Origin of the sequence: Sporichthya polymorpha DSM 43042 (assembly GCF_000384115.1) — a bacterium.
Classification (GTDB): Bacteria; Actinomycetota; Actinomycetes; order Sporichthyales; family Sporichthyaceae; genus Sporichthya; species Sporichthya polymorpha.
Window position 1 is genome coordinate 4,154,566 of sequence record NZ_KB913029.1, and the last position, 16,641, is coordinate 4,171,206.

Consider the following 16,641-nt stretch of genomic DNA (forward strand, 5'->3'; position numbering starts at 1 on the left):
ATTGCAGCCACTTCTTCGGACGTTGCGACCTCAGGAGGCGTCGGGCTCCGCGGCAGCGGTGGCGGCGGCCTCGGTGGCCTCGGTGGCGTCCGCGGCGGCCTGGGTCGCGGTCTGGAGGCCGGAGACGATGACCTCGGCGGTCAGGGCGATCTGCCAGGGGCGGGCGCCGTAGCCCTCGAGGGCTACGGTGATGACCTCGAGCGTCGGGTTCTCCGGCGGGGACCAGGCGATGCGCCGGACGTAGTCCGGGGCGAGGAGGTTCTCCGCCGGGAGCTTGTTGGCGTCGGCGACGGCCCCGACGGCGGCGCGCAGGGCCGCCAGGCGGGCTGCGGCGGCCGGGTCGCGTTCGGCCCAGCTGCGCGGCGGCGGGGGGCCCGTGGAGGGCAGGTGGGCGGGCGGGAGCTGGTCGTCCGGGAGCGCCCGGGCGGCCTCGATGGCGGCGAACCACGTCCCGGCCGCGCGGCGGGTCGAGCGGCCGCCGAAGACCGGCATCGCGGAGAGCTGCTCGACCGACGTCGGCATCGCGAGCGCCGCCTCGACGATCGCGCTGTCCGGCAGGATCCGCCCGGGGGCGATGTCGCGGGTGGCGGCCATGCGGTCGCGGGTCTCCCACAGCGCGCGCACGACCGCGAGCTGGCGGGCCCGGCGGACCCGGTGCAGGCCGGAGACCCGACGCCACGGGTCGACCCGGGGTCCCGGCAGCGGGTTGGCGACGATCGCCGCGAACTCCTGGTGGGCCCACTCCAGCTTCCCGTCGGCCCGGAGCTGGTCCTCGAGTGCGTCGCGGAGCTCGACGAGGACCTCGACGTCGAGGGCGGCGTAGCGCAGCCAGGGTTCGGGGAGGGGCCGGACCGACCAGTCGACCGCGGAATGGCCCTTCTCCAGCGTCAGGCCGAGGACGCCCTCGACCATGCTCCCGAGCCCGACGCGGGGATAGCCGAGGAGACGTCCGGCGAGCTCGGTGTCGAAGATCCGCTCCGGGCGGAGCCCGACCTCGGCCAGGCACGGGATGTCCTGGCTGGCCGCGTGCAAGACCCATTCGAGCCCGCTCACGGCGTCGATGATCGGGGTGAGGTCCGGGCAGGCGATGGGGTCGATGAGGAGGATCCCCGAGCCGCGGCGCTGCATCTGGATCAGGTACGCCCGCTGGCCGTAGCGGTAACCGGACGCGCGCTCGGCGTCGACGGCCACCGGCCCACTGCCGGCCGCCAGCGCGGCGGCTCCTGCGGCCAGGCTCTCGGCGGTTTCGATCACCGGCGGTACTCCGCCGGCCGGTTCGAGCAGGGGGACCGGTCCGTCGCCGTCGCGCGTGTCGTCGGCGGGGCTGGTCACGGGCCTTACGTTACGGCGTCGCGCCCGGCGCGCGCCGTCAGCCTGCACGTTTGTCGTGTCTTCCGGACCGCGAGCGGTCCGGCCCCCCTGGTCGTGCGTGGTGCGGTGCAGCCGCTCAGTCGATCGCGCGCGCCCGGATGGCCGTGGCGACCATGCCCGCGCGGTCGCCGGTCCCGAGCTTGCGGGCGATGCGGGCGAGGTGGCTCTTCACCGTGAGCGCGGACAGGCCCATGGCCTCGCCGATGTCGCGGTTCGAGCGGCCCTCGGCCACGTGCCGGAGCACCTCGACCTCGCGCGCGGACAGACCCAGGCGCGTCGCGGCGCGGGCGGCGTCGGAGTCCGGCCCCCCGCCGGTGACGCGACCCGCCAGCACGCAGCTGCGCACGCGCGCGGCGAGCGCGGCCCGCGCGGCGCGGGCGCCATCCGCGAGCGGCACGACCGCGCAGCCCGCCCAGCCGGCCCGCTGGAGCTCGGCGAGGAGCAGGATGCCCGAGCCGTCCGGCAGGGCCGCCTCGGCGAGGCAGACATCCCGCGGACCGGCCGTACGGGCCCAGGCGCGGGCCTGCAGGACCGTGCCGGCCTCGGTCACGTCCTTGGCGCCCAGGGCGCGGAGGCGGCGTACGGCAAGCGCACGGCGGTACGGATCGGCGCCCACCACCATCGCGGTGAACCACCCGGTGCGTTCGGCACCGAGCGGCAGGTCGTCCGGAGCGAAACGCGATTCGCGCAGTTCGCGCGACTCGCGGACCAGCGGGGACGGCACCCGTGGCGGGGGCGGAACCGTGCGGTTCGGTCGCGTCAGGACGGAATTCGCCGCCCGAGGCGCGGATTCGAGGAGCGTCACGGAACCTCCCGGTGTTGTGGCCTTTATGAGCCCATCGGCCGATCCGGGAAATTCCTTGAATCCTTCTTTACCGAACTTTACGTTTGAGACGTCACAGAGGCGGGAGTGACAGGAGGTATCAGCGCCCTCTGCGTCCGGTTGCGCCCCGTTTTACCCCAGCTCTACGCGGTGCGCCAGAGGTTCCCGGCATCTGGACCACGCCGGGCGGGGTGGGGGGCAGTCCGCAGGCCGTGCAGAGCACCTCGATCCAGGCCTCGACGTGGCCGGCCAGGTCGCCCTCGAGCGGGCTCCAGGAAGCACGAATCTCCAGCTCACCGCCGGGTTCGGCGTCGTCGTCGGCCAGTTCGCCGAAGGGGTGCGACTGCACCCGGGTGACGGTCCCGCCGGCGGCCACCAGGGACAGGTCGTGGCCCGCCAGGGTCTCGGCCAACCACCCCCACGCGACCTCGGGGAGAAGGGGATCGGTGATGAACTCCGCCTCCAGCGTCGTGCGGAGGTAGGTCACCAACCGCAGGCGCCCCTCCCAGGCCTCCTGTCCCGCGGGATCGCAAAGCAGGATCAAACGACCGGTCGCGACGTCCTCGCCCGCGATCGTCACGGTCGCCAGAACCGCCGCGGCGTAGGGCGCGAGCTGTTGGGGTGCCGGGCACTCCACCAGGCGCACCTCGGGCCGTACGCGGGCGGCCTGGATGCCGTTCAGCGCCTCGACGAAGTCGGGGGGCAGGTCGAGCAGCCGGGTCGGCGGGGGGCCGTCCTTCTGGAGTCGCGTCACTCGGGCCTCCTTGCCGTCCACCCGAGCGGGCGCGCTCGGGCCGTGCTGTCGCGGCGGGTGCTCGCGCACCCGTCGTCGCACGGTGACACGACGGTCCTACCCAACCGTGGATCGAACGCGGCGTGTCGCATGGGACGATCGGCGCCATGTCCCTGGCGCCCTCCGAGTCTGGTCCACCTGTCGCCGATCCGCGAGGGTCGGCGTTCGTCCGGGCCTGCCGTCGGGAACCCGTCCCGCACACGCCCGTGTGGTTCATGCGGCAGGCGGGACGGTCGCTGCCCGAGTACCGCAAGGTGCGCGAGGGCATCGGGATGCTGGAGTCCTGCACCCGCCCCGAGCTGATCACCGAGATCACGATGCAGCCGGTCCGCCGGTACGGCGTCGACGCGGCGATCTTCTTCTCGGACATCGTCGTGCCGCTCAAGGCTGTCGGCGTCGACCTCGACATCGTTCCGGGCGTCGGGCCGGTCGTGGCGCAGCCGTTCGCGGACTGGGCCGACCTCGACCGCCTGCCGGTCCTCGACCCCGCCCAGGTGTCCTACGTCGACGAGGCCGTGCGGCTGCTCGTCGCCGAGCTCGGCGCGACGCCGCTGATCGGGTTCGCCGGGGCGCCGTTCACGCTCGCGTCCTACCTCGTGGAGGGCGGGCCGTCGAAGAACCACGAGAAGACCAAGGCGATGATGCTCGGCCGCGCGGACCTGTGGGCTGCCCTGCTCGACCGCCTCGCGGACATCACGTCGGTGTTCCTGCGCGTGCAGGCGGGCGCCGGGGCGTCGGCGCTGCAGCTGTTCGACTCGTGGGCCGGCGCCCTCGCCCCGGCCGACTACGTCCGCTCGGTGATGCCGGCGAGCACGAAGGTCTTCGATGCGGTCGCGGACCTCGGGGTGCCGCGGATCCACTTCGGCGTCGGGACCGGCGAGTTGCTCCGTCTGATGGGCGAGGCCGGCGCCGACGTCGTCGGCGTCGACTGGCGGGTTCCGCTCGACGAGGCCGCCCGCCGCGTCGGCCCGGGCCGGGCCCTGCAGGGCAACCTGGACCCCGCCGTCCTGTTCGCCGGCACCGAGGCCGTCGACGCCGGGGTGGACGCCGTCCTCGCCGCCGCCGCGGACCTCCCGGGCCACGTCTTCAACCTCGGCCACGGCGTCCTCCCCGACACCGACCCCGACGTCCTCGCCCGCGTCGTCGACCGCGTCCACACCCGCACCGCCCGCTGACCCGCTCCACCGTCCTCCCCGGCGCGGCTTGCGTCCGTGGAATCGGTCGCTCGAACGACCGATTTCCCGGACCCAACGGCCTCGGGAGGCGGTCATCCACAGGCGCCCGCGAAGACCGCCGAAAAGGGCGAAGATTCTCCGGTGTCGCGAAGGGACCCTCAGCACGCGCATCGCCGCGCGGAGACGATGCAGATCGCCGCACGACAGGGGAATCTGCTGGGCCGTCACCAGGTCTACGCCCTGGGCTGGACCCGGAGCGAACTGCGTGCCGAGCTCGCCGCGCAGCGGTGGAAAGCGGTGGGCGCGGAAGCTCTGCAGGTCGGGGACCCGGACGATCGCACGCCCTATTGGTGGGCAGTTCTGGAGGTCGGGCCGTCCGCTGTGGTCGACGGCATCAGCGCCCTGTTGCTTGCGGGCCTGCGCACCGTCGCCTCCGACCGGATCCACATTGCCGTCCCGCCGCGGGCGTGGCATCGCCGTCCGAGCGGGGTTCGCGTCCACGAGACTCGGCGGCTCCGTGAGGAGGACGTGCTGCGCAACGGGATTCCGCGGACCAGGCCGGCGACGGCCGCGGTCCACGCCGCACTCTGGGCGCGGAGTGACAGCGAAGCCTCGTTGATCGTCGTCGCGGCGGTGCAACAGCGCCGCGTGCGCGTCGCGGATCTCGCTGCGGCGGTGGAGCGCGTCCAGCGCCACCCACGCCGGGCGCTGCTTCATGGCCTGTTGAGCGACGTCAGCGACGGTGTCGAGTCGATCGACGAGCGGAACTTCGCCCGCGCCTGCCGCCGGCGGGGGTTCCCGAAGCCGGACCGCCAGGTCGTGGTCAACCTGCCCTCCGGCCGAGTCCGCTACGACAGCGTCTGGGCCGAGTACGACCTCACCGTCGAAATCCACGGCGTTCAGCACCTCGACGCGGCGCTCGCGATGCGGGACACGCTCAAACAGAACGCTGCGGTACTGGCCGGGAAGGTGACCCTGCAGATTCCGAACTTCGCGTTCCGGACGAACGAGGACCCGTTCCTCGACCAGATGGAGGCGGTCTTCCGAGCCGGTGGGTGGGAGCCCGCACGACGTCAGCGGCGCCGCGCGTCCTAGATCCCCATGCGTCGCGGAACGCTCGTTGCGTCCGGGGAATCGGCTGTCGGAGCGCTCGATTCCACGGACGCAACTCCACCGGTCCGGGCCGGCGGACGCGAGAACTCGCGGACGAAGATGTCGTCGCGGCCGTTGGTGTCGCCGCGGACGAGGTTGGAGGCGCGGGAGCCGAAGGCGACGGTGCGGCCGTCCGCGCTCAGGGCGGGGAACGAGGTGCTCTCGGCGTTCGCAGGGCGCCCGGTGGGGCTCGAGGTGACGCGGACGAGCGCGCCGGTGCGGAGGTCGGCCCGGTAGATGTGGAAGTCCGCCCCGCCGCGGTCGGCGCGGACGAGGTTGCCCGCGGCCGACAGGAACAGCAGGTACCGGCCGCTCGCCGACAGCACCGGGCCGCCGGAGATGCCGTCGGCCTGGCCGCCGCCGGGGCGGACGCTGACGCGCCGGGTGGTGCCGGCGCGTAGATCGCGCACGAAGACGTCGTCGACGCGGTTGGTGTCCCCGCGCACGAGATTTGACGCCGTCGAGGCGAACGCGACGTAGCGGCCGTTCGCGGAGATCACCGCGCCGCTGCTCTCGCCGTTGCCCTGCCGGCCCTTCGGCCCGACGCTGACGCGCGAGATGCGGCCCGTGCGCCGGTCGAGCACGAAGCAGTCGAAGACGTGGTTGGTGTCGCCCGGCACGAGGTCGCGGACCTCGGAGGAGAACGCGACGTACCGGCCGTCCGCGGAGATCGACGGGTCGACGCCCGCGACTCCGGGCAGGCGTGTGCGCTTCCCGGTCCTCGTGTCGTAGAGGAACATCCCGGCGAGGTCGGAGTCGTCGCCGACCGAGCGCAGGGGAGTCCCGACGTTGTAGACGACGTACCGGCCGTTGCGGCTGATCACCGGCGAGGTGCCGCCGGTGGTCTCCCGGCCGTCGGTGGCGACGGACAGCCGCACCGTCCGCTTCGTCCGCCGGTCGTGGAGGAACACGTCCGGGTCGCCGTTGGTATCACCGGGGACGAGGTTGGTCGCCTCGGACACGAACGCGACCCAGCGGCCGTCGCCGGAGATCGCCGGCGTGTACGAGCCCCGATTGCCCTCGGTGCCCGTGCCGGCGACGCTGACGCGGGTGGTCCGCCCGGTCCTCCGGTCGCGGACAAAGACGTCGGGAGCGCGGTTGGTGTCGCGGCCGATCAGGTCCGGAGCCTCCGAGTCGAAGGCGACGAAGCGGCCGTCGGCGCTGATCGCGGGGGCGTAGCTGTCGTCCGAGCCCTGCCGTCCCTGACTGTCGACGCTGACGCGGGTGATCTCGCCGGGCGCCGCGACCGCGGGAGCCGGCCCGACCGCGGCGGTCAGGACGAGCGCGCCGACCAGCCCCCCGCACAGGTGGGCAGCGACCGACATGGGGCGACGATACGTGTCCGCCCTGGGGGCAAAGGCCCGCTTTGCGACGTGGAAGTCTGGCCCCGTGCGAGTCGTGGTCGTCGGAGGCGGGATCGCGGGCCTGTCCGCCGCGTGGTTCCTGCGGCAGTTGGAGCCGTCGGGAGAGGTCGTCGTGCTCGAGGGCTCGCCCCGGCTCGGCGGGAAGCTCGGCGCTGCCGAGGTCGGCGGCGTGACCGTCGAGACCGGCGCCGAGTCCGTGCTGGCCCGGCGGCCGGAGGCGGTGGACCTGATCCGTGCGGTCGGCCTCGGGGACGACCTGGTGCATCCGGTGACGTCGTCGGCGGGCATGTGGAGCCGCGGGCACGTGCGGCCGCTGACCGCGGAGCAGGTCATGGGTGTCCCCAGCGACCTCGCGGCGCTCGCGCGCTCCGGGATCGTCTCCACCGCCGGCGTGACGCGGGCGATGGCCGAGCCCGTGATGCCGGTCGAGCCGCGGACCGAGGACGTCTCGGTGGCCGCCTACGTCGGCGACCGGCTCGGCCAGGAGATCGTCGAGCGGATGGTCGACCCGCTCCTCGGCGGCGTCTACGCCGGCCACGCCGACCAGCTCTCGATGTTCGCGACGCTGCCGCAGTTCGCGCGGGCCGTGACCGAGGGCGTTCCGCTGACCAAGGCCGCGGCCGAGATCAAGGCGGCGGCGCAACCGGGGCCCGTGTTCGCCGGGATCGCCGGCGGCGTCTCGCGCCTGCCCGGTGCCGTGGCCGCCGCGTCCGGGGCCGACGTGCGGACGGGCGTGACGGTCCAGGCCCTGACCCGCACGCAGAGCGGGTGGACCCTGCGCACCCGCTCGGGGCTGACGGACGAGCTGATCCAGGCCGACGCGGTCGTCGTCGCGGTCCCGGCCCCGGCGGCCGCGCGGCTGCTGACCGACGCCGCCCCCGCGGCCGCGAGCGAGCTCGCCGGGATCGAGTACGCCTCGATGGCGATCGTGACCCTGGTGTACCCGCCGAGCGCGGGGGAGCCGCCGCTGGCCGGCAGCGGGTTCCTCGTCCCGGCCGTCGACCGGCGGCTGATCAAGGCCGTCACGGTCTCCTCGCTCAAATGGGAGTGGACGGCGCAGGCCGCGGCCCGCGCGGGCTCCGGGACCGTCCTGCGCGCCTCGATCGGCCGCCTCGGCGAGGAGGCGGACCTCCAGCGGGACGACGAGGACCTGATCCACGGCGTCGCCGTCGACGTCGCGCACGCGACGGGCCTGGCCGGCTCGCCGGTCGACGCCGCCGTGCAGCGGTGGGGCGGTGCGCTGCCGCAGTACACGGTGGGGCACCTGGACCGGGTGCGGCGCATCCGGGCGGCCGTCGACGCCGTCCCCGGCCTCGCGGTCTGCGGGGCGGCCTACGACGGTGTCGGCATCGCCGCGTGCGTGGCCACGGCCCGCCTGGCGGCGGAGCGGATTGTCGGCGCGGTTCGGCCCGGCGGCACAATGGAAGCATGAGCGCCCCCGAGACCCCCGCGTCCAACCCCACGGCGAATCCCACGGCGAATCCCACGGCGAGCGAGCGTCCGCGGTCGGAGATGTCCGCCCGCGAGCTCAACGAGGTCATCCGCTACACGATGTGGTCGGTCTTTCGGGTCGCGCGCCCGCTCGGCGAGACCGACCGGACGGCGCTGACGGAGGAGTTCGTCGCCCTCCTCGACCAGCTGGCGGCCAAGGACGTCGTCGTCCGCGGGCTCTACGACGTCAGCGGCCTCAAGGCCGACGCCGACCTGATGATCTGGTGGCACGCCGAGAACTCCGACGACCTGCAGCAGGCCTACTCGGAGTTCCGCCGCACCGCGCTGGGCCGCGCCTGCGACCCGGTCTGGTCGCAGCTGGCGCTGCACCGGCCGGCGGAGTTCAACAAGAGCCACATCCCGGCGTTCCTCGCCGACGAGCGGGCGCGCGACTACGTCTGCGTGTACCCGTTCGTCCGCACGCTCGAGTGGTACCTGCTCGAGGACGACAAGCGCCGCGGGATGCTCGCCGAGCACGGCCGCATGGCCCGCGAGTACCCGGACGTCCGGGCCAACACGGTCCCGGCCTTCGCGCTCGGCGACTACGAGTGGATGCTCGCGTTCGAGGCCGACGAGCTGCACCGCATCGTCGACCTGATGCGCCACCTCCGCGGCAGCGAGGCGCGGCTGTACACGAAGCACGAGACGCCGTTCTACACCGGCCGTCGCCGCGAGCCCGCGGACCTCGTCGCCGCCCTGCCGTAACCATCTTCTCCGGCGTTGCGCGCCCATCCCGGGGTCGGGAAGGGCGCGCCGCGCAGGAGAAGTTGCGCCGCTACTCGGCCGGCTCGAGCCGGATCGAGAGCGAGTTGATGCAGTAGCGGAGGCCGGTCGGCTGGTCGTACCCGTCGGGGAAGACGTGGCCGAGGTGGCCGCCGCAGTTCTTGCACCGGACCTCGGTGCGGACCATGCCGTGGGAGCGGTCCTCGATCTCCTCGACCGCGTCGGAGTCCGCCGGGTCGTAGAACGACGGCCAGCCGCAGTGCGAGTCGAACTTGGTCTCGGAGCGGAACAGCTCCGCCCCGCAGGCGCGGCAGGTGTAGATGCCGACGGTCTTGGTGTCGTTGTACTCACCGGACCAGGGCCGCTCGGTGCCGGCCTCGCGCAGGACGTGGTACTCCTCGGGGCTGAGCTGCTCGCGCCACTCGGCCTCGGTCTTGGTGACGGGGTACTGCTTCGAAGTCGTCATGTCCACTCCAACCGATCCGCCTGCCCGGGTGTTTCCCGACCGGTCCTTACCGGGTTGTGACATAGCGTGCGGATCATGGCATCGCCCTTCGTGGAGCTGGAGGTCGGGGAGCGGCTGGTCAAGCTCACCAACCCCGACAAGGTCTACTTCCCGGCCGTCGGGATCACCAAGCGCGAGATGGTCGAGTACTACCTGGCGGTCTCCGAGGGGATCCTGCGCGCGCTGGGGGACCGGCCCACGACGCTCGAGCGCTGGCCGGGCGGGGTCTTCGAGGGCGCGAAGCGGGCCACGCGCGCCGACCCGCGCGGGGCCGACGCGTTCTACCAGAAGCGCGTGCCCAAGGGCGCTCCCGAGTGGGTCGTGACCGCCGAGATCGCGTTCCCCTCCGGCCGGACCGCGGACGAGATCTGCCCGACCGAGCCCGCGACCGTGGCGTACTGCGCGAACCTGGGAACCATCACCTTCCACCCGTGGCCGGTGCGCCGCTTCGACGTCGACCACCCGGACGAGCTCCGCATCGACCTCGACCCGCAGCCCGGGACCGACTTCGCCGACGCGGTCGAGGTCGCCGGCTGCGCCCGCGAGGTGCTCGCGGACCTCGGCTGGGTCGGGTTCCCGAAGACCTCGGGCGGGCGGGGGATCCACATCTACGTCCGCATCGAGCCGCGGTGGTCGTTCACCGACGTCCGGCACGCCGCGATCGCCTTCGGCCGCGAGCTCGAGCGCCGCCTGCCCGGCCGCGTCACCACCAAGTGGTGGAAGGAGGAGCGGGGCGAGACGATCTTCATCGACTACAACCAGAACGCCCGCGACCGGACGATCGCCTCGGCGTACTCGATCCGCCCGTTCGCCCACGCGCCGGTCTCGGCGCCGGTGACCTGGGACGAGCTGCCGTCGGTGAGCCCGGCCGACTTCACGGTCCGCACCATGCCGGCGCGGTTCGCCGAGCAGGGCGACCTCCACGCCGCGATCGACGACGTCGCCCACGACCTCACCCCGCTGCTGGAGTGGTACGAACGCGACGAGCGGGACCACGGCCTGACCGACATGCCCTACCCGCCCGAGTACCCCAAGATGGCCGGCGAGCCCAAGCGGGTCCAGCCGAGCCGGGCGAAGAAGGAGCCCGACGCGGAGGACTGAGGGCTACCGCGGAGGGGCCGTCAGATCCGCGAGCGGGAGCAGGTTCGCGGCGGCGAGAGCGTTGACGACGCCGCGGCCGTAGAACCCGTTGCTGGAGTTCGTCGTCTCGCAGGTGTGGGTGAACTCGCGGGTTCCGCTCGCGCCGTTGACGGTGTACGCGTAGTCCGGCGGGTTCGGACAGGACTGCGCGGTCGCGGTCCGGAACAGGACGCTCTCGGTGATGCCCGGGTCGAGGCCGAAGCCGGGACCCTGCGGGAAGCCGAGGCGGCTGATCACCAGCGCCGCGACGCCGGCCACGTGCGGTGCGGCCATCGAGGTGCCCTGCAGGTACTGGTAGTACGCGCAGACGTCGCCCGAGCAGTCCTTGACGGTGAACGGGGAGGTCGGCTCGCCGCTGGAGTCGATCTCACCCTCCGCGCGGCCGAGGGCCTCGGGGTAGGCGGAGAGGACCTGGCCCTTCGGGTCGACCTTGAAGTCCGGGGTGTCGAACGCGTCGCCACCGGGGGCGGAGATGTCGTTCTGCTCGGTGCCGTAGTTCGAGTAGTACGCCTTGCGGCCGGACGGGCCGAGGGCGGCGACGGAGAGAACGCCGGTCGTCTCGGCCGGCACCGTCAGGCAGGAGTTGTCGACGACGCGCTCGCGCTCGTTGCCCTCGGGGAAGTTCGGGCTCGAGTCGTCGGCGTCGACCTTGCCGAGGTCGGTGCTCTCGTTGCCGAGCGCGCCGACGAGCGTCACGCCGTGCCCGCGTGCATAGTCGGCGGCGCGCTGGACGGCCTCGACCGTCAGGCGCTGCTGCTCCTGCTCCTCGGGCGAGTCGGTGGGGTTGGCCGTGCAGTTGTAGAGCCACGGGTCGACGTAGAAGCTCATGTTGACGACGTCGAGGCCGATGTCCGCCGAGTACGTCAGCGCGTCGGTCACGGACTGCAGGAAGAAGAACCCGGAGTCCTGCCCGGCGCGGACGTTGACCAGCGTGACCTCGGGCGCGACGCCCGCGATGCCGACGCCGTTGATCGCCGCGCCGATGATGCCGGCGACGTGGGTGCCGTGGCCGTTGTCGTCGACGTCGGCCGGGTCCTGACAGGTCGTCACTTCACACGGACCGTCGGCCTCGGGGATGTCGGTGGTGAAGTTCTTCGACAGGCGCGCGTCGAAGTTCGGCGCGAGGTCGGGGTGCGAGCCGTCGATGCCGGTGTCCATGACCCCGACGCGGACGCGCTTGTCGCCGAGCTCGGAGGCGTAGGAGCCGGTCGGGGTCGCGCCGATCATCTGCATGTTCCACTGCAGGTCGGCGAGGGGCTCGGCGCCGGCGACGGCCGCGGCGCGATGCGTCTGCTTCGGGGCCGCCGCGCGGAAGCGCTTGGTGGCCTCGGCGCGGTCGGCGGGGGAGAGGCGCTCAACGACGTCGCGGGTGCGGGTGAGCTCCGGGGCCTGGCCGATGACGCGGTTGGGCACCGCGCCGAGGACCGCGCCGCCGCGGCGCACCAGCGCGCGGAACTGCGTCCGGTCGGTGCGGACCAGCGCGGTGCCGATCGCCTCGTTCTCCGACAGGATCCGCCCGCCCGCGGCCTCGATCGCGTCGCGCGCCGCGTCCCGGGACTTCGCGTCGGTGCCGGCGAACAGCGTCACGTACTCGACGGGGCTGCCGGTGGAGTCCGCGCGGGCGTCCGTGCCCACCGGGAGCAGCGCCGCCGTCACCGCGGCGGCCAGGCCGGCGATGCCCACGGCACCTGTCACGCGAAAGCCCTGCACGTCATGCCCTCCCGATTACGCGGATCAGCGGAGATCGCCCCGCCGCGTCCAGTATGTCCTCACCTCACGCCCGAGGAGGGGTACACGTCGAAGGCCAGATTGATCGCGTCGGCGAGTCGATCTTCCTGATCTGCCATCAGATAGCCGATTCGGCCCTGGACGGCGGAGGTCGGGACCGTGGTGATGTTGTCGCAGCTGATCACGCACTCGTGATCCAGGCCGTTCTCCGGGCCGACCAGCACCTCCGTGCTGAGCCCTCGGATCGTGCTGATGACCGGGGCGACGGTGATGTTGGCCATCCGCGGGAGCACGGTCTCGCGCGTGAGGACCACCGCAGGCCGAACCTTGTCCAGGTGGACCCACACCAGGGCACGCATCAGTCCAGGTCCGTCGCCTGTTTCGCGGCCCAGGCCGCCAGATCGCCCAGGTCGCCGGTGTCCGCCCGGTCCTGTTCGAGACGGTCCTGTTCGAGGATGCGGAGGTCGTTCAGGGCCAACCAGTGCCGACGCTCCCGCTCGCCCGCCCGGTCGAAGTAGGCGGCGCGGGACGCGACGTCGCCGTTTGCGACGAGATCGTCCACGAACGCGACCAACTCCGCGCTCACCCGGATGGTGACCTGCGTCTTCGCCCCTGGTTTGGTGAGCATACCAGGACCATACCGCCCTCCCGGGTACGCCGCCTCGGCCGACCGGGCCGGCCACCGAGATACTCGGCACCGTGGATCTTCCCGTGCTGCCGCCGGTCGCCCCCATGCTCGCGAAGTCCGTGCCGGAGATCCCGGCGGGGGATTTCCTGTATGAACCGAAATGGGACGGTTTCCGGGCGATCGTCTACCGCGACGGCGACGAGGTCGAGATCGGCAGCCGGAACACCAAGCCGATGACCCGGTACTTCCCGGAGCTGGTCGAGGCCTTCACTGCGGGGCTGCCGGAGCGGATCGTGCTCGACGGGGAGATCGTCATCCCCGACGAGGCCGGGGTCCGCCTCGACTTCGAGGCGCTGTTGCAGCGCATCCACCCCGCCGCGAGCCGGGTGAAGCTGCTGGCCGAGCAGACGCCGGCCCGCTTCGTCGCCTTCGACCTGCTCGCCCTCGGCGACGAGGACTTCACCGGCCGGCCGTTCGCCGAGCGCCGTGCCGCGCTGGAGGAGGCCCTAACCGGGGTGAAGGCGCCGATCCACCTGACGCCCGCCACCCGTGACCCGGCCGAGGCCGCGCAGTGGTTCACGCAGTTCGAGGGCGCCGGGCTCGACGGCGTCATGGCCAAGCCCGCGACCGGCACTTACCAGCCGGACAAGCGGACGATGTTCAAGATCAAGCACGACCGCACCGCGGACTGCGTCGTCGCCGGGTATCGCGTCCACAAGTCGGGCCCGGATGCGGTCGGGTCGCTGCTGCTCGGGCTCTACGACGACGAGGGCCGGCTCGCCAGCGTCGGCGTCATCGGCGCGTTCCCGATGGCCAAGCGCAAGGAACTGTTCGAGCTGCTTCAGGAGTTCGTCACCGAGTTCGACGACCACCCGTGGAACTGGGCCCAGACCGAGGCCGGCACCCGCACCCCCGAGGCCGCCGCCGGGAGCCGCTGGAACGCGCAGAAGGACCTCTCGTTCGTCCCGCTGCGCCCGGAGCTCGTCGTCGAGGTCCGCTACGACCACATGGAGGGCGTCCGGTTCCGGCACACGGCGCAGTTCGTCCGCTGGCGCCCCGACCGTGAGCCCGAGTCCTGCACCTACGCCCAGCTCGAGGAGCCGGTGAACTTCGACCTCGACGAGGTCTTCGCCGGTCGCGTCATCCCGCAGTAGCGGGGCCGCCGGTCGGGTGCTTTCCGCCTAAGCGTTCTGGACGAGGTAGCGGAGGAACAGGAACCCGTCGGAGTCGGTGAGGGTGTGGGCGAGGGTCAGGGGGAGGCCGCCGCCGAGGTCGGGGCCGCGCATGATGCGGCCGGCGCGGCCGCCGGCGAGGATCGGGGACAGCGCCAGGCAGAGCTCGTCGAGGAGCCCGTCGGCGGCCATGCTCGCGAGGATTCCGGGCCCGCCCTCGCAGAGCAGGCGGGCGTGGCCGCGGTCGACGAGGTGGTCCACGACCGCGGGCAGCGGGACCGAGTCCTCCCCGACGATGACGACGTCGGCCACCTTGCGCGCGGCGGCGAGCGCCTCGGCCGGGGCGGTCTCGGCGGTGAAGACGATCGTCGGGACCGCGGGCTCGGTGAACAGCGACGTGGTGAAATCCAGGTCGAGGCTCGATGTCATGACCGCGATCGGCGGCGGGGGCCGGTCGCCGCGGACGACGGCGTGGTCCGCGCGGGTACGCGCGGGCCCGTAGCTCTCGGCGCGGACCGTCCGCGGGCCCACGAGGACGACGTCGGAGAGCGAGCGCAGCAGGAGCAGCAGGCCGAGGTCGTTGGGGTTCGAGATCTGCCGGGTGACGCCGCTGCCGCCCATCGCCGCGCCGTCGGCGGTGCCGACCATGTTGGCGCGCAGCCAGCGGCCGCGCGGCATCTCGGAGGGGTAGGCGTACGCGGCGGCGAGGGCCTCGACGTCGAGCTCGGGGCCGGGGGTTACGGCAGAGATCACTCCCGCACCGTAACGAGGGCCGCGGACTCGGCTCCGAGTGCCACGGCCGAATCCTGCGGCTCCGCCTCCGACCACGCGAGCAGGACCTCGCCGGCCGGTGCGTCGAGCGGCACGGTCTGCGGGGCGTCCGCAAGGTTCGTGACGACCCGGATACGGCCGCGGTGCATCACGAGCCACTGGGCGTCGGCGTCGTACTCGACGTGGACGGCGTCGAGCCGTGGGTCCCTCAGCTCCGGGTGGGCCCGGCGCAGCGCGATCAGGTCCCGGTACCAACGCAGCATCGTCGCGTGGGGCTCCTTGTCGAGCTCCGCCCAGTCCAGGGTCGAAGCCTCGACGGTCGCGGTGTCCTGCGGGTCCGGGATGTCGTCGCGGTCCCAGCCGTGCGAGGCGAACTCGTTGCGCCGGCCCTCACGGACGGCGTCGGCGAGCTCGGGCTCCTGATGGTCCGTGAAGTACTGCCACGGCGTGGACGCCGACCACTCCTCGCCCATGAACACCATGGGGGAGAACGCCGAACCGAGGACGAGCGCCGCGCCGATCGCCATCCGGCCGGGGGAGACCGACGCCGAGAGCCGGTCGCCGGTCGCGCGGTTGCCGACCTGGTCGTGGTTCTGCAGGTAGGTGACGAAGGCGTGCCCGGGGATCCGGGAACGGTCGACGGGCGCGCCGTGCGTCCGGCCCCGGAACGTCGAGTAGGTCCCCGCGTGGAAGAACGCCTCGGTCAGCGTCTTCGCGAGGCACTCGTAGGACCCGAAGTCGACGTAGTAGCCCTGCCGCTCGCCGGAGAGCAGCGCGTGCAACGCATGGTGGATGTCGTCGGCCCACTGCCCGGTCAGGCCGATCCCGCCCGCCTCGATCGGGGTGACGGTCCGCGGGTCGTTGCGGTCCGACTCCGCGACCAGGAACAGCGGCTTCCCCGTCTCCGCGGCCAGCTCGTCGACCGCGAGCTGAAGCTCCGTCAGCAGGTGCGTCGCCCGGTCGTCGGCGAGCGCGTGCACGGCGTCGAGCCGCAGACCGTCGACGTGGTAGTCCCGGAGCCAGGCGAGCGCGCTGTCGATGATGAACCGGCGCACCTCGTCGCTGCCCGCGTCGTCGAGATTGACCGCGGCGCCCCAGGGTGTGTGGTGCTTGTCGGTGAAGTACGGACCGAAGCTGGAGAGGTAGTTCCCGCTCGGGCCGAGGTGGTTGTAGACGACGTCGAGCATGACGCCGAGGCCACGGGCGTGGCAGGCGTCGACGAAGCGCTTGAGCCCCTCCGGGCCGCCGTAGGCGTCGTGCACCGCGTACAGGGCGACGCCGTCGTAGCCCCAGCCGTGCCGGCCGGGGAAGGCGGCGACGGGCAGAACCTCGACCAGGTCGATGCCGAGCTCGACCAGGTGGTCCAGGCGCTCGATCGCGGCCTCGAACGTCCGCCCCGAGGTGAACGTGCCGACGTGCAGCTCGTACGTGACGGACCCGGGCAGCCCCCGGCCGGGCCAGCTCGCGTCGGTCCAGTCGAAGCGGTCGTGGTCGACGACCCGGCTCAGCCCGTGGACGCCGGCCGGCTGCCAGCGCGACCGGGGGTCCGGGAACGGCCCGTCGCCGTCGACGACGTACCCGTAGTCGGCCCCGTGCTCGACGGGCACGTCCGGGGCGGTCCACCACCCGTCCTCGCCGCGGCGCATGGCGTGCCGCGCCCCGTTTCGCTCGAGCTCGACGGTCTCCGCCCCGGGCGCCCAGACCGGCCACCCCTCCATACCGCGCACCATGCCCGAACCCTGTCGCAATCGCCGCCCCGGGAAACCCCACCCGACTGGTCGAATCGCCCACATCCGGGGCCCAGT

Annotated in this window: 16 protein-coding genes; 6 read left to right on the forward strand and 10 right to left on the reverse strand. The window is 72.9% G+C overall.

The window, feature by feature from the left end; translation table 11 throughout:
* Positions 1–30: 30 nt before the first annotated feature.
* The 3 genes from SPOPO_RS0120230 to SPOPO_RS30750 form a co-directional block, all read right to left on the reverse strand.
* Positions 31–1,332 carry an HRDC domain-containing protein gene (locus SPOPO_RS0120230; protein ID WP_019876862.1) on the reverse strand — a complete coding sequence of 434 codons (1,302 nt, stop codon included), beginning with the start codon at positions 1,330–1,332 and terminating at the stop codon, positions 31–33.
* A 115-nt stretch (positions 1,333–1,447) separates the two neighbouring features.
* Positions 1,448–1,993 carry a LuxR C-terminal-related transcriptional regulator gene (locus SPOPO_RS35945; RefSeq protein ID WP_084671810.1) on the reverse strand — a complete coding sequence of 182 codons (546 nt, stop codon included), beginning with the start codon at positions 1,991–1,993 and terminating at the stop codon, positions 1,448–1,450.
* 301 nt (positions 1,994–2,294) lie between these two features.
* Complete coding sequence (locus SPOPO_RS30750) at positions 2,295–2,948, reverse strand: DUF3000 domain-containing protein (protein WP_019876864.1); 654 nt, start codon at positions 2,946–2,948, stop codon at positions 2,295–2,297.
* A 146-nt stretch (positions 2,949–3,094) separates the two neighbouring features.
* Between SPOPO_RS30750 and hemE the strand changes: the two genes are divergently transcribed.
* Entirely contained in the window at positions 3,095–4,162 is a 1,068-nt protein-coding gene (gene hemE / locus SPOPO_RS0120245; protein WP_028984951.1) for a uroporphyrinogen decarboxylase, read from the forward strand.
* A gap of 36 nt (positions 4,163–4,198) precedes the next feature.
* Positions 4,199–5,257: a hypothetical protein gene (locus SPOPO_RS30755; protein ID WP_156870079.1), complete on the forward strand. Its 1,059-nt coding sequence runs from the start codon at positions 4,199–4,201 to the stop codon at positions 5,255–5,257.
* Here the strand turns inward: SPOPO_RS30755 and SPOPO_RS30760 are convergent.
* Positions 5,254–6,639, reverse strand: a complete 1,386-nt coding sequence (locus SPOPO_RS30760; protein WP_019876867.1) for a TolB family protein — start codon at positions 6,637–6,639, stop codon at positions 5,254–5,256. The two genes, SPOPO_RS30755 and SPOPO_RS30760, sit on opposite strands and share 4 nt — an antisense overlap.
* A 64-nt stretch (positions 6,640–6,703) precedes the next feature.
* Here SPOPO_RS30760 and hemG point away from each other — a divergent pair, with 64 nt between their 5' ends.
* Together hemG and hemQ are read left to right on the forward strand one after the other, a co-directional pair.
* On the forward strand, positions 6,704–8,110 hold the full coding sequence (hemG, locus tag SPOPO_RS30765; RefSeq protein WP_211210933.1) for a protoporphyrinogen oxidase: 1,407 nt from the start codon (positions 6,704–6,706) through the stop codon (positions 8,108–8,110).
* Positions 8,107–8,874: a hydrogen peroxide-dependent heme synthase gene (hemQ, locus tag SPOPO_RS0120265; RefSeq protein ID WP_019876869.1), complete on the forward strand. Its 768-nt coding sequence runs from the start codon at positions 8,107–8,109 to the stop codon at positions 8,872–8,874. The genes hemG and hemQ overlap by 4 nt, the downstream gene beginning before the upstream one ends.
* Positions 8,875–8,944: 70 nt before the next feature.
* Here hemQ and msrB read toward each other — a convergent pair whose 3' ends face one another.
* Positions 8,945–9,358, reverse strand: coding sequence for a peptide-methionine (R)-S-oxide reductase MsrB (gene msrB, locus SPOPO_RS0120270; protein WP_033386977.1), 414 nt, complete (start codon positions 9,356–9,358; stop codon positions 8,945–8,947).
* Between the two features lie 75 nt (positions 9,359–9,433).
* On the opposite strand from msrB, the gene SPOPO_RS0120275 reads away from it, so the two are divergent.
* Positions 9,434–10,498, forward strand: coding sequence for a DNA polymerase domain-containing protein (locus tag SPOPO_RS0120275; protein WP_033385125.1), 1,065 nt, complete (start codon positions 9,434–9,436; stop codon positions 10,496–10,498).
* Between the two features lie 3 nt (positions 10,499–10,501).
* On the opposite strand, the gene SPOPO_RS0120280 is transcribed toward SPOPO_RS0120275, so the two are convergent.
* The 3 genes from SPOPO_RS0120280 to SPOPO_RS0120290 all read right to left on the reverse strand — a co-directional run bounded on the left by SPOPO_RS0120280 (position 10,502) and on the right by SPOPO_RS0120290 (position 12,893).
* Positions 10,502–12,232, reverse strand: a complete 1,731-nt coding sequence (locus SPOPO_RS0120280) for a S8 family peptidase (protein WP_156870081.1) — start codon at positions 12,230–12,232, stop codon at positions 10,502–10,504.
* A gap of 74 nt (positions 12,233–12,306) precedes the next feature.
* On the reverse strand, positions 12,307–12,624 hold the full coding sequence (locus SPOPO_RS0120285) for a type II toxin-antitoxin system PemK/MazF family toxin (protein WP_019876875.1): 318 nt from the start codon (positions 12,622–12,624) through the stop codon (positions 12,307–12,309).
* Positions 12,624–12,893, reverse strand: coding sequence for a hypothetical protein (locus tag SPOPO_RS0120290; protein WP_019876876.1), 270 nt, complete (start codon positions 12,891–12,893; stop codon positions 12,624–12,626). Before SPOPO_RS0120290 ends, SPOPO_RS0120285 begins: the two co-directional genes overlap by 1 nt.
* A gap of 71 nt (positions 12,894–12,964) precedes the next feature.
* Here SPOPO_RS0120290 and SPOPO_RS0120295 point away from each other — a divergent pair, with 71 nt between their 5' ends.
* Positions 12,965–14,047, forward strand: coding sequence for an ATP-dependent DNA ligase (locus tag SPOPO_RS0120295; protein ID WP_028984954.1), 1,083 nt, complete (start codon positions 12,965–12,967; stop codon positions 14,045–14,047).
* A 27-nt stretch (positions 14,048–14,074) separates the two neighbouring features.
* Here SPOPO_RS0120295 and SPOPO_RS0120300 read toward each other — a convergent pair whose 3' ends face one another.
* Together SPOPO_RS0120300 and treZ are read right to left on the reverse strand one after the other, a co-directional pair.
* Complete coding sequence (locus tag SPOPO_RS0120300) at positions 14,075–14,818, reverse strand: dihydrofolate reductase family protein (protein ID WP_019876878.1); 744 nt, start codon at positions 14,816–14,818, stop codon at positions 14,075–14,077.
* Complete coding sequence (gene treZ / locus SPOPO_RS0120305) at positions 14,815–16,566, reverse strand: malto-oligosyltrehalose trehalohydrolase (protein ID WP_084671342.1); 1,752 nt, start codon at positions 16,564–16,566, stop codon at positions 14,815–14,817. Before treZ ends, SPOPO_RS0120300 begins: the two co-directional genes overlap by 4 nt.
* Between the last annotated feature and the right edge of the window lie 75 nt (positions 16,567–16,641).

Bases quoted from the DNA above. Each gene is read 5' to 3' on its own strand.
- hemQ (WP_019876869.1), top strand. From the start codon at position 8,107: ATGAGCGCCCCCGAGACCCCCGCGTCCAACCCCACGGCGAATCCCACG.
- SPOPO_RS0120285 (WP_019876875.1), bottom strand. From the start codon at position 12,624: ATGCGTGCCCTGGTGTGGGTCCACCTGGACAAGGTTCGGCCTGCGGTG.
- SPOPO_RS35945 (WP_084671810.1), bottom strand. From the start codon at position 1,993: ATGGTGGTGGGCGCCGATCCGTACCGCCGTGCGCTTGCCGTACGCCGC.
- hemE (WP_028984951.1), top strand. From the start codon at position 3,095: ATGTCCCTGGCGCCCTCCGAGTCTGGTCCACCTGTCGCCGATCCGCGA.
- msrB (WP_033386977.1), bottom strand. From the start codon at position 9,358: ATGACGACTTCGAAGCAGTACCCCGTCACCAAGACCGAGGCCGAGTGG.
- SPOPO_RS30760 (WP_019876867.1), bottom strand. From the start codon at position 6,639: ATGTCGGTCGCTGCCCACCTGTGCGGGGGGCTGGTCGGCGCGCTCGTC.
- SPOPO_RS0120290 (WP_019876876.1), bottom strand. From the start codon at position 12,893: ATGCTCACCAAACCAGGGGCGAAGACGCAGGTCACCATCCGGGTGAGC.
- SPOPO_RS0120275 (WP_033385125.1), top strand. From the start codon at position 9,434: ATGGCATCGCCCTTCGTGGAGCTGGAGGTCGGGGAGCGGCTGGTCAAG.
- treZ (WP_084671342.1), bottom strand. From the start codon at position 16,566: ATGGTGCGCGGTATGGAGGGGTGGCCGGTCTGGGCGCCCGGGGCGGAG.